The sequence below is a fragment of the Glutamicibacter sp. V16R2B1 genome, assembly GCF_005774635.1.
In the GTDB taxonomy this organism is placed as follows: domain Bacteria; phylum Actinomycetota; class Actinomycetes; order Actinomycetales; family Micrococcaceae; genus Glutamicibacter; species Glutamicibacter creatinolyticus.
This window is the reverse complement of the sequence record NZ_VATX01000004.1, coordinates 58603-70169: the sequence shown is the minus strand read 5'-3', so window position 1 is coordinate 70169 and position 11567 is coordinate 58603. Positions and strand designations below refer to the sequence as shown.

The following is an 11567-nucleotide window of genomic DNA, read 5'->3' as shown; positions in this document are numbered from 1 at the left end:
AGGCACGGGAACCGCGGACTTGCTACCAGCTGACCAGGCAGAAGGGATGCTGCTGCGGGTCCAGGTAGACGCGGAACGTCTTGGAGCCCTCTCCGGTGGCGGTGGCACCCAGCGCCAGCACCTCGGTTTCGGCCAGGTCCAGGTCCTTGACCCGCACGTCGATGTGCGCCTGCTGCGGGTGCACATGTCCCGGCCACTGCGGCGGAACATATGGGGTGACGGCCTGAAACGCGATGGCGGGACGATCCGGCGCATCGCCGATGCTCACCCAGTCCGGGTCATTGTCGATCCTGACCATGCCCAGCAGCCGCTCATAGAAGCCGGCCAGTTCATCGGGATCATCGCAATCAATTACCAGTGCCTGCCATGTGCCGATCATCGGTCCATCACTCCCGCCAAATGTTGGTGCCGTGCCTGTGGTGCTTGCCATTATGCCTCGTGCAGGCGCTCGCACAACAGGCTCCGGCCACCGGATCGGCTACCGCGATCGGCCTGCAGGCAGCTCGGCCAGGGCGCGCTGCTCGGCCATCGCCTGGCCCATCAGGTCGGTGGCGTAATCCACCAGCGCCTGAACCCGCGGGGACAGGGTGGTATGCCGGGGACTGATCGCGACCACCGAATTGGGGTAGTTCGGTGGACTGAGCCGGCGGAAGGCCAGGGCCCTGCCCTCCAGGGACAGCTGGGCGTTGTTCGGCCTTTCCATCAGCATCCCGTACCCCAGCCCACGACCGACCATGGCGCTGACCAGGATCATCTGCGGCAGTGAGGCAATGATGTGCGGGTCCAGACCCTGCGCGGCGAACAGCTGCAGGACATAGTCGGTGCTGGGAGTGGATTCGTACATGATCATCGGTTCGTCTACCAGGTCCCGCAGTTCCAGGGGCCGCTCCAGGGCCGCCAATGGGTGCTGCGGGTGCAGCAGCACCTGCATCTCGGTCTCGTAGACCACCTGCTTGCGCAAATCCGGGGGCAGCATCAGATCGTAGACGAAGGCCACGTCCAGCTCCCCGGAATTCAACGCCGGGATCAAATCGTCATGCGTGCCCACCTGCACGGAGACCTGCACCTGCGGGTGCAATGGCGGGAAGCCCTCCATGATGGCCGGAATCAGGTGTGGGGAGAGCGAGGCAAAACAGCCAAAGCGCACCGGTCCGCGCAGCACGCCCTCGCGGTGCGGGAAGGTCGCGTTCAAATCCTCGACCTCGGCCACGATCTTGCGGGCCAGGGAGGAGAAGTAGCGTCCCGAGGCGGTCATCGTGATCCCGTGGGCCTTGCGTCGCAGGCACAGCTGCTCCCCCGCCAGGCGTTCGATGGTGTTCAGCGCCTGGGACAGCGCGGATTCGGAAATGTGAAGCTCGGAGGCAGCGGACCCCAGGGTGTCATGTTCGGGCAGCTCCGCCATGATTTGCAGATGTCGCAGCGAGAATCCAGACACGTCTTAAGGCTTCCTTCAAAACTATTGCAGATATTTGAAGTTTACCTTACGTGTGTGCGGTGCAACACTGAGGTGACACAAGACTCAGGCGGTGGTCACGCACGACACACCGTCAACCGAGGAGCAACATGAGCATCGCCGCTTCGCCCAACACCCGCATTGAAAAGTCCAACCAACGGCGCGTCGCCTTCGCCACGGTCATCGGCACCACCGTGGAATGGTATGACTTCTTCATCTACGCCACCGCCGCCGGGCTGGTCTTCCCCCAGCTGTTCTTCGAACCGGCCGGCAGCAAGATCGGACTGCTGATCTCCTTCGCCTCGGTCGGCATCTCCTTCCTGTTCCGCCCACTGGGGGCCTTCCTGGCCGGGCACTACGGGGACAAGATCGGCCGGCGGGCCATGCTGGTGCTCACCCTGTCGCTGATGGGTGCGGCCACCACCCTGATCGGCGTGCTGCCAACCTACGACACCGCCGGGCTGCTGGCCCCGGTGCTGCTGCTCTTGCTGCGCATCCTGCAGGGCGTTTCCGCCGGCGGGGAATGGGGCGGCGCGGTCCTGATGGCCGTCGAGCACGCACCGAAGGACCGCCGCGGCCGGGCCGGAGCCTACCCACAGGTGGGTGTGCCGCTGGGCATGCTGCTCGCCTCGGGCATGATGGCGCTGATGACCGGGGTCATCTCCCCCGGCGACGCATTCCTGAACTGGGGCTGGCGCGTGCCGTTCCTGGTCAGCTTCGTGCTGATCATCATCGGGTACTTCGTACGCCGCGCGGTCGATGAGTCCCCGGTGTTCGAGGAGATCGCCGAGAAGAAGGCCCAGACCAAGGTCCCGGTCGTGGAGCTGTTCCGCAAGCACTGGCCGCTGGTGCTGATTGCCGCCCTCGTCTTCGCCGGCAACAATGCCGCCGGGTACATGACCACCGGCGGATTCTTCCAGAACTACACCACCGACCCCGAAGGCCCCATCGGCCTGGAGCGCACCGACGTGCTGCTGGCCGTGGCCTTTGGTGCCGCGATCTGGCTGGTGATGACCCTGATTTCCGGGATCATGGCCGACAGGATCGGGCGGGTGCGCACCTACCAGATCGGTTTCATCGTGCTGGCGCTCTCCCTCTTCCCGGTCTTCGCGATGGTCAACTCCGGTTCGCTGGTGATGCTGTACCTGGCCTTCGGGGTTTTCTCCATCGGCCTGGGGTTGACCTATGGGCCGCAGGCGGCCCTGTACTCGGAGATGTTCCCGGCCTCGGTGCGCTTCTCCGGGGTGTCGATCTCCTACGCGATCGGCGCGATCATCGGCGGCGCGTTCGCGCCGACCATTGCCACCGCCCTGGTGCAGGCCACCGGCGGAACGAACGCCGTGGCGCTGTACCTGCTGGCCTTCTGCATTGTTTCCCTGCTGGTGGTCAGCCTGATCCGTGACCGCCAGGGCATCGACCTGTCCTACACGAACCAGGCGGAACAGGAAGTCGGGGCACTGGTGGTGGGCCGCGGGTCCGCGATCGAGAATGAACCGGTGAAGTAGTTCCGGCTCGACGCCCCGGCCAGCGGCCGGCACCGGAGCTGTGACAAAGGCTTGGGCCCTGCGGTTCTTCCGCAGGGCCCAAGCCTTTGTCGCTTACGTTCCTCCCGCCGCCGGCGCCGCGCGTCGGCAAGGAGGCGCCCGGGTGGCTAGGAGGCCTGGCGTTCGGCGGTTTCCACCACATTGGCCAGCAGCATCGCCCGGGTCATCGGCCCCACGCCGCCGGGGTTCGGGGAGATCCAGGAGGCGTGCTGCGCGGCGTCCGGATCAATATCCCCGGTGACCTTGCCATCAACGCGCGAGACGCCAACATCCAGCAGGATCGCGCCGGGCTTGATCGCGTCGGCCTTGACCATGTGCGCCTGTCCCGCGGCGGCGATCACCACGTCGGCCTGGGCCAGCAGCTCGGGCAGATTGGTGGTGCCGGTGTGGGCCAGGGTGACGGTGGCGTTCACGTCGCGGCGGGTCAGCAGCAGGCCCACCGGCCGTCCGATGGTCACCCCGCGGCCGATCACCAGCACGTGCTTGCCCTTCAAATCCAGCCCATGGCGCGAGAGCAGCTCCACGCAGCCGGCCGGGGTGCAGGGGGCGGGGCTGGTCAGCGGCTTGTTGACGTTGGCGACCAGTCGGCCCAGGTTCATCGGGTGCAGGCCATCGGCATCCTTGGCCGGGTCCATCGCCTCCAGGATCACGTCCTGGTCGATGTGCTTGGGCAGCGGCAGCTGCACGATGTAGCCGGTGCAGGCCGGGTCCTCGTTCAGCTCGCGCACCTTGGCCAGCAGTTCCTCCTGGGTGGTCTGCTCGGGCAGGTCCACGCGAATGGACTCCAGTCCCACCTCCGCGCAGTCGCGGTGCTTGCCGCGCACGTACCAGGCCGATGCCGGGTCATCGCCGACCAGGATGGTGCCCAGCCCCGGGGTGATCCCGCGCTCCTGCAGGGCCGCGACCCGCTGGGTCAGTTCCTGCTTAATCTGTTTTGCGGTCGCCTTGCCGTCGAGAATCTGGGCGGTCATGGGGTGTCCTTTCGTTCGCGAGCCCCGGCCGGGCGGGGCATCGTCGATGGTCAGGTTCCGCAAACCCAGGCGCGCGGTCTGCGGTGGAATGTCGGTTTTCGCTCCCCGGTGGTGATCCACCCAACGCCAGTTACGAGTTGAAGTTCAGTCCGTCACCGAGTTTATCGAATGCGGCGGGAATGTTGCACGTCATGTGAGCGTTGCAACGAGTAGGAGGTTGACACGTCAATATGATTTGGCGGGTGGCCCCGGACCGGATGGCACGAGTCAAGGAGTGAGCTCAACGGTGGATCGCGGCAAGTTGCGCACCAGGTACCGTACGGTGGTCATCGGCGCCGGGCAGGCCGGCCTGTCGGCCGGATACCACCTGCTGCGCAGGGGGATGCGGCCCTGGGTGGACTTCGTCATGCTCGACGCCAACGACGGACCCGGCGGGGCCTGGCGGGACCGCTGGGACTCACTGACGTTCGGCAAGGCCCACCACCTGCACCCCCTGCCGGACTTCGAACTGGCCACCCCGGACCCCACCGAGCCGGCCTCGGCCGTGGTCAGCCGCTACTACGGGGAGTATGAACAGCACATGGGCCTGCCCGTCTACCGCTCGGGCCCGGTGGTTTCGGTCAGTCGCAAGGGAACCGGTTCCGCGGCGGGTTTCGAAGTGGAACTGGCTGATGGCACCGGGCTGCAGGCCGCCACCGTCATCAACGCCACCGGCACCTGGAGCAACCCGTTCTGGCCCAGCTACCGCGGCATGTCCACGTTCACCGGCCTGCAGGTGCATACCCGGAACTTCACCGGGGTCCAGCAGTTCGCGAACCGGCGCACCCTGGTGGTCGGCGGCGGGGCCAGCGCCACCCAGTTCATCGTGCAGCTGGACGCGGCCGGCATCGACACGCTGTGGTCCACCCGCACCCCACCGCGCTGGAAGGACTTCGCCAGCACCAGGGACTGGGGGCTGGAGGTCGAACGCCGGGTCACCGAGGACACCCGGGCCGGGCGTCCGCCGCGGCCGGTGGTGGCCAACACCGGCCTGCCGCTGACCGGGCAGATGCGCGCGGCGATCGCCTCCGGGCTGATGATTTCCCGGGGTCCGATCTCCCGCCTGAAGGCCGATGCGGTGGTGTTCAGCGACGGCAGCCGCGAACGCATCGACGCGATCCTGTGGGCCACTGGCTTCCGTCACGCGCTGAAGCACCTGGCGCCGCTGAAGCTGCGCACCGCCCAGGGCGGGATCCGGATGTCCGCCGATGCGGTCAGCGCCGCCGACCAGCCCGGCCTGTACCTGGTCGGCTACGGGGCGTCGGCCTCCACCATTGGGGCCACCCGCGCCGGACGGCGCGCCGCCATCGCCGCGATCAAGCACCTGAAGCAGCATGCCTCCGGCATGGCGGGCACGGAGGCGACCGGCTATACGACTGCGCACCCGGAGGAGAAGTCACCGCAATCGCTGCGGGTGTGATCTTTGCTCATCAATTCGGTGCCGGGGCGCCAGCCCACGTATTTTGGAATGCATGAGCAACCACTTCATCGTCACCCTCTCCTGCGTCGACCGTCCGGGCATCGTGCATGCCGTCTCCGGGGGCCTGTTGGGTGCCGGTTGCAACATCACCGAGTCGCAGCAGTATGAGAGCCCGGATTCCAACACCTTCTTCATGCGCATCGAGGTGGCCACCGGGCACACCCTGGACCAGGTCATGGCGCAGCTGGCGCCCATCCGCGACGAGTTCGGCATGGACCTGAAGGTGTTCGAATCGTCCCGCCGCACCCGCACCATGATCATGTGCTCCAAGGCCGGGCACGCGCTGAACGACCTGCTGTTCGCCCAGCGCGCCGGCACCTTGCCGATCGAGGTCCCGGTGATCGTCTCCAACCATCGTGACCTGCAGCCGATGGCCGAGTTCTACGGGGTGGACTTCGTGCACCTGCCGGTGACCGCCCAGAACAAGGGCCAGGCCGAGGCCGAGCTGCTCAAGCTCGTGCAGGAGCACGGGATCGAACTGGTGGTGCTGGCCCGCTACATGCAGATCCTCTCCGACTCGCTGTGCGAGCGCATGGCCGGGCGGGTGATCAACATCCACCATTCCTTCCTGCCCTCCTTCAAGGGCGCCAAGCCCTACCACCAGGCCCACGCCCGCGGCGTGAAGCTCATCGGCGCCACCGCCCACTACGTCACCGCCGACCTGGACGAAGGGCCGATCATCGACCAGGAAGTCACCCCGGTCAACCATTCACGTACCGCCGCCCAGCTGGTGGAGCTGGGGCGCAGCGTCGAGGGGCGCACCCTGACCCGGGCCGTGCAGTGGCATGCCGAGCATCGGGTGATGCTCGACGGGCAGCGCACCATCGTCTTCTCCTAGCGGCTTCCTGCGAGCCGCTTTTCCGAGCCGCTTTTCCGGGCCGCTTGTGCGAGCGTCGCGGTGGTGTCATCTGCGCGGGCCGGAATCGCTGCCGGTTCGTCCCCTGAACTACAGTGGGTGCCATGGCTCACATTATTACCATTGACGGCGCCACCCCCAAGGTGGCGCAGAACGTGTTCGTTGCCCCCACCGCGACCTTGAGCGGGGATGTGGAACTCGGCGAGCGCGCGAGCGCCTTCTACGGCGTTTCGGTGCGCGGGGATTCGGCCCCGATCCGGGTCGGCGCCGGAACGAACCTGCAGGACAACGTGGTGCTGCACGCCGATGCCGGTTTCCCGTGCACGGTGGGCCAGTCCGTGTCCGTGGGGCATTCGGCGGTGGTGCATGGGGCCAGCGTGGGCGATGGGTGCCTGGTGGGCATGAGCGCCACGATCATGAACGGCGCGGTGATCGGCGAGCAGTGCCTGGTGGCGGCCGGGGCGCTGGTGCTGGAGGGAACCCAGGTTCCCCCGCGCAGCCTGGTGGCCGGGGTTCCGGCCAAGGTGCGCCGTGAGCTGACCGAGGAAGAGGTCGCGGGATTGTCAAAGAACGCGGACACCTACCTGGAGCTTGCCGCCAAGCACCTGGCCGCCAATTCCTAGGGACGCGAGCGCCGAGCCGGCGGAAACCGGCCTGGATTGGACGCCGCGTGGCGGCAGTGGTGGTGTGCTGCCCTCGACCGTGACCGGTCGGGGGCAGTCCTATGTGTTTCAGACGGCCAGCCGGTCGGCGGCGGCCTGCTCGGCCCGGGCGGCCGTAAGCGCCTCGGAGGGGCTGAGCCAGTAGGTGTTGATCCGCGGGCGTTGATGGGGGTCCAGGTCCTTGGGCAACAACACCATGGGTGGGCCGTCTTCGTTGCGGATCACCGTAAACAGGCCGCAGTGCCGGGCGTGGTGGTGCATCGGGCAGAACAGGCACCCGTTATCGATGCTGGTCTGCCCGCCTTCGTCCCAGGGTGTGATGTGGTCGGCCTCGCATCTGGAGGCGGGCATGGTGCACCCGGGGTAGGCACACCCGCGGTATTTGGCCCGCAGGCCCTTGCGCATGTAGTTCGGGAAGAGCCGGTTGGTGCGGCCGATGTCCAGGATCTCGCTCTTGGTGCCAAAGACCGCTGGGCGCAGGATCCCGTTGCAGAGCATGGCCCGCATCGCGGCCGCGGAGATGGGGATGCCGTTTTCCGTGACGGCGAAGTCCTTGCCGTCGGCGATCATCTTGTCGTAATCCATGATGACCGTGATTTCGGGCTGCACCACCCCCACCTGCTTGCCGGTGCCGCTGTGATCGGCGCGCAGCAGTGAAAGCAGCGCGATCAGGTGGCGGAATTCGGGGCGCAGGTCCTCGAAGGGCTTGAGCAGCTCCTCGGGGAACCGGTCCGTTCCGCCCAGCTGGCCAAAGGTGCCGGCGCCTTCCCCCGCCCCGGGGGTTTGCGCGGGGTGGGCATCCGGGGTGGGCGGCGCTGCCGTGGGCGGAGCCTGCTCGGCGGCTTCGGTGGTGGCGGACGGGTCGTGAGGGCGGGCCCAGTCGGGCATGGTGTCCTGCTCGCCCCACTGCGGCGGGAGGCTGGTAGAGCCGGTTGCGGGGGCCTGGGCGCCCGAAGGCTGCTCATCGGCGTCCGGTTCCGGGGTGGGCCGGGCGTATTGTTCGTTGACCAGGGCCTTGAGCTCGTCCCGGTTGCCGGCGATGGTTTTGGGGTTGTCGATCTGCACGCACAGGGATTCGATCAGCTCCGCGTCCTGGGGCATGACCTTGAGCAGGTAGTGCATCAGTCCGCGCCGCATGCCGCGGCGGAACAGCCCGGCCTCGCCCAGCAGGGCCGCCAGTGGACGGTTCTCCCCCAGGGATTGTTCGATCAGCCGCGGCAGGTGCCGGCGTGCGGTGCCCGGTTCGTGCCGGATCAGCGTGATCGCGTCTTCCTGCAGCCGTTCGCACGCCTCGCCGGCCTGCGGTCCGGCACCCAGGTCCGGTTCGGCCTTGCGCAGCTGCCGCGCGGCGGTGAGCACCAGGGCCGGGTTCGTGTCGGGGTTGGCCAGTTCATCGCCCAGCCGCCCGAAGCGTGGCGCGGTGCGCTGCCCGGCCTCGGTGATCCCGGCGACCAGCGCGTCGGCCATGTTGATCCGGTCCTGGGCGACGCCGACGCCGAGGTTCAGCCACCCCTTGTACAGGTCCACGGTGTTCTTGAAGTAGCTGCGCCCGGTGGTTTTCCGGCCGCGGGTGCGCGCCAGGTCCTCGGCGCTGGGCTGCAACCCGGCCTGCCGGATCGCCTGGTAGGAATCGGGCTCCAGCAGGTGGGCGCCGCTGGCCCGCAGCCCGTGGGCGGCGTGCACCTGGGCGCGGGTGAGGCGTTCGCCGGCCTGTTCCACAAGCCAGGCGAAGTAGGCGGCGTGCCCGGCAGCTGGTTCATCCGCTGCAAAGGCCGCCGTCGCGCTGTCGATCAGGTTGACCGCCTGGGCCAGCTGATCCAGCGCCGCTTCGGTGCCGGAGGTGTTCATGGCCCAATCATGCCCCCGGCAGCCAGCCTGCACACCGGCGCCCCGACCTGCTGTGGATAACAAGGCCGCCGGCCGCCGGGACAGCGGTACCGCCGCCCCGGGGCCGCTTGACCAACCTGTCTGGGCAGCACAGCTAGCGCGGGGTTGGCACCAGCTTCCCGGCCGGGCGCCGTGCGGTGCCGGCACCGGCGGTGCGCGCCGCGCCGAGCCCCCGCTCCAGGTCGGCCAGCAGGTCCTCGGGCTCCTCGATGCCCACCGAGAGGCGCACCAGGTTCGCCGGGACTTCCAGCGGGGTGCCGATCAGCGAGGCGTGGGTCATCTCCCGGGGGTAGCAGACCAGGGATTCCACCCCGCCCAGGGAGACCGAGAGCTGGAAGTAGCGCATGGATTCGGCGAAGGCGCGCGCGGCGGGCTCATCGGCCAGCGTCAGGGAGAGGATCCCGCCAAAGCCGCGCTGCTGCCGGGCGGCCAGCTGGTGCCCCGGGTGTTCCTCAAGTCCCGGGTAGTAGACGCCGGTGACCTCGTTGCGGGTCTGCAGCCAGCGGGCGAGGCCTGCGGCGGTGGCGCAATGCCGTTCCATGCGCAGCCCCAGGGTCTTCAGCCCGCGGGCGGCCAGGTAGGAATCCTGCGGCCCGCACACCGCCCCGCCGGCGAACTGCTGGTAGCCGACCGCCTCGGCCAGCGGGGTGCCGCGGTGCAGATGCTCGGTGACGATGACCGCCCCGCCCAGCACGTCGGAGTGTCCGCCGATGTACTTGGTGGTGGAGTGCACCACCGCGTGGGCGCCGAAATCCAGCGGGCGCTGCAGGTAGGGGGTGGCGAAGGTGTTGTCCACCACCAGCAGGGCGCCGGCGTCCCTGGCCAGCTGCGCCCAGCCGGCCAGGTCGGCGATGCCCAACAGCGGGTTGGAGGGGGTTTCAAGCCACAGCAGCGCCGTGTTCGGGCGCAGGGCCGCGCGCACCGCATCCAGGTCGGTGATCGGCACGGCGCTGGCGGTGATCCCCCACTTGCGGTGCAGCCCGGTGATCAGCCGGTGGGTGCCGCCGTAGCCGTCGGCGCCCAGCACGATGTGGTCGCCCGGGGCCAGCACCGCGCGCAGCAGCGCGTCCTCCGCGGCGATGCCCGAGGCGAAGCCGAACCCGGCGGCCCCGCCCTCCAGGGCGTTGAGCTGGGTCTCAAATCTGTTGCGGGTGGGGTTGGAGCCGCGGGAGTATTCGTGCCCGGCCCGCAGCACGTTGATGCCGTCCTGGATGAACGTGCTGGTCTGGTAGATCGGCGGGATGACCGCGCCGGTGGCCGGGTCCTTGGCCTGGCCGGCGTGGACCGCCAGCGTGTTGAAGCCGCTCATGCGATGCTCACTTTCGGTGCGGGGGCCAGGGCAGGGGCGCCGGGTGCGGGGCGTTCGGCCAGCGCCGCGTTCAGCGCATGGTCCAGGTCGCGGATCAGATCCGCCGGGTCCTCCAGCCCCACCGACAGGCGCAGCACCGCCGGGTCCAGTCCGGCCTCGGCCAGCTGGGCGGCGGAGAGCCGGCAGTGGGTCATCGTCGCCGGGTGGGCGACCATGGTGCGCGTGTCCCCGATGTTCGCGGCCAGCGCGATCACCTGCAGCCGGTCGATGACCCCGGGCACCAGGGCCGCGTCGTGCAGCTGAACGGCCAGCACGCTGCCGGTGCCGCGCGGAAAGAGGGCGGCGGCGCGCCGGTGGTGGCGGTGCTCGGGACGGCTGGGGTGGTGCACCCGGGCCACGGCCGGGTGGGCGGCCAGGAAGCGGGCCAGCAGCTGCACGTTGTGCTGCACCGCGGCGGCGCGCACCGCCAGGGTTTCCATGCCGGTCAGGATGCTGTGGGCGCTGGCCGCGGAGAGGGTGGGGCCCAGGTCGTGCAGGAACTTTGAGCGCACCAGCATCGCGTACGCCCCGGCCCCGTGGCGTTCAAGCAGGCTGGACCCGGCGTAGCGTTCGCGGCCCCGGGCCAGCTGGGGCCAGCGCTCGGCGTCGGAGAAGTCGAAGCCGCCCCCGTCGATGACCACCCCGCCCAGCACCTGCCCGTGCCCGGCCAGCGCCTTGGTGGCCGAATGCACCACGATGTCCGCCCCGTGCTGCAGCGGCCGGAAGTTCGCGGGGGTGGCCAGGGTGTTGTCCACCACCACCGGGATCTGGTGCCGGTGCGCGATCGCGGCCAGCCGGGGCAGTTCCGGCACCGTGGACAGCGGGTTGGTCACCGATTCGAGGAAGAACGCCCGGGTGTCCGGCTCGATCGCCGCCTGCCAGGCGTCCGGGTTGTCCGGGTCCACGAAGCTGACCCGGATCCCGAAGTCGTGGAACGTGTCGGTCAGCAGGTCCACAGTGCCCCCGTAGAGCTGGTTGGAGACCACCAGGTGCCGCGGGCCCTGGCTGAGGGCCAGCAGGGACAGGGCCACGGCCGCCTGCCCGGTGGCGGTGGCCACCGCGTGCGCCCCGCCCTCCAGGGCGGCGGCGCGCTGTTCGAACACCGCCACCGTCGGGTTGCCGGTGCGGGAATAGGTGAAGCCGGCCTGGCGCAGCGCGAACTTCTCCACCGCATCGGCGTGCGAGGTGAATTCGTAGGCCGCGGAGGGGTACAGCGGCACCGTGAGGGGACGGTGCTCGCCGCCGGGGCTGTATCCGGCGTGGATCGCTGTGGTGGACTGCTGCGCCATGGCTGGCTCCTTTACTCGTGCTGGTGCGTACCGGTGGT

The 11567-nt window shown here is 68.9% G+C and carries 10 protein-coding genes; 4 read left to right on the top strand and 6 right to left on the bottom strand.

The annotated features are described in order from the left end of the window. Positions 1-22: 22 nt before the first annotated feature. Positions 23-379, bottom strand: a complete 357-nt coding sequence (locus FDN03_RS01820; protein WP_054821735.1) for a VOC family protein — start codon at positions 377-379, stop codon at positions 23-25. A gap of 99 nt (positions 380-478) precedes the next feature. After that, on the bottom strand, positions 479-1435 hold the full coding sequence (locus FDN03_RS01815) for a LysR substrate-binding domain-containing protein (protein WP_249354200.1): 957 nt from the start codon (positions 1433-1435) through the stop codon (positions 479-481). Between the two features lie 128 nt (positions 1436-1563). Between FDN03_RS01815 and FDN03_RS01810 the strand changes: the two genes are divergently transcribed. Further along, a complete protein-coding gene (locus tag FDN03_RS01810) occupies positions 1564-2958 on the top strand; it encodes an MFS transporter (protein ID WP_138173528.1) in 1395 nt (464 codons plus the stop codon). Positions 2959-3104: 146 nt separating this feature from the next. Here the strand turns inward: FDN03_RS01810 and FDN03_RS01805 are convergent, their stop codons facing one another. Then, complete coding sequence (locus tag FDN03_RS01805) at positions 3105-3968, bottom strand: bifunctional methylenetetrahydrofolate dehydrogenase/methenyltetrahydrofolate cyclohydrolase (protein ID WP_138173526.1); 864 nt, start codon at positions 3966-3968, stop codon at positions 3105-3107. 286 nt (positions 3969-4254) lie between these two features. Between FDN03_RS01805 and FDN03_RS01800 the strand changes: the two genes are divergently transcribed. The 3 genes from FDN03_RS01800 (at position 4255) to FDN03_RS01790 (ending at position 6966) form a co-directional block, all read left to right on the top strand. Then, the gene (locus FDN03_RS01800; protein WP_249354197.1) at positions 4255-5427 is read left to right on the top strand and encodes an NAD(P)-binding domain-containing protein; all 1173 of its coding nucleotides are present in this window, start codon (positions 4255-4257) and stop codon (positions 5425-5427) included. A gap of 52 nt (positions 5428-5479) precedes the next feature. Beyond that, positions 5480-6325 carry a formyltetrahydrofolate deformylase gene (purU, locus tag FDN03_RS01795; protein WP_138173524.1) on the top strand — a complete coding sequence of 282 codons (846 nt, stop codon included), beginning with the start codon at positions 5480-5482 and terminating at the stop codon, positions 6323-6325. 122 nt (positions 6326-6447) lie between these two features. Then, on the top strand, positions 6448-6966 hold the full coding sequence (locus FDN03_RS01790; protein ID WP_138173522.1) for a gamma carbonic anhydrase family protein: 519 nt from the start codon (positions 6448-6450) through the stop codon (positions 6964-6966). Between the two features lie 108 nt (positions 6967-7074). Here FDN03_RS01790 and FDN03_RS01785 read toward each other — a convergent pair whose 3' ends face one another. The 3 genes from FDN03_RS01785 to FDN03_RS01775 form a co-directional block, all read right to left on the bottom strand. Next, positions 7075-8853 carry an HNH endonuclease signature motif containing protein gene (locus FDN03_RS01785; RefSeq protein ID WP_138173520.1) on the bottom strand — a complete coding sequence of 593 codons (1779 nt, stop codon included), beginning with the start codon at positions 8851-8853 and terminating at the stop codon, positions 7075-7077. Positions 8854-8986: 133 nt separating this feature from the next. After that, entirely contained in the window at positions 8987-10201 is a 1215-nt protein-coding gene (locus FDN03_RS01780; protein WP_138173518.1) for a cystathionine gamma-synthase, read from the bottom strand. Beyond that, entirely contained in the window at positions 10198-11529 is a 1332-nt protein-coding gene (locus FDN03_RS01775) for an aminotransferase class I/II-fold pyridoxal phosphate-dependent enzyme (RefSeq protein ID WP_138173516.1), read from the bottom strand. Before FDN03_RS01775 ends, FDN03_RS01780 begins: the two co-directional genes overlap by 4 nt. Positions 11530-11567: the final 38 nt, after the last annotated feature.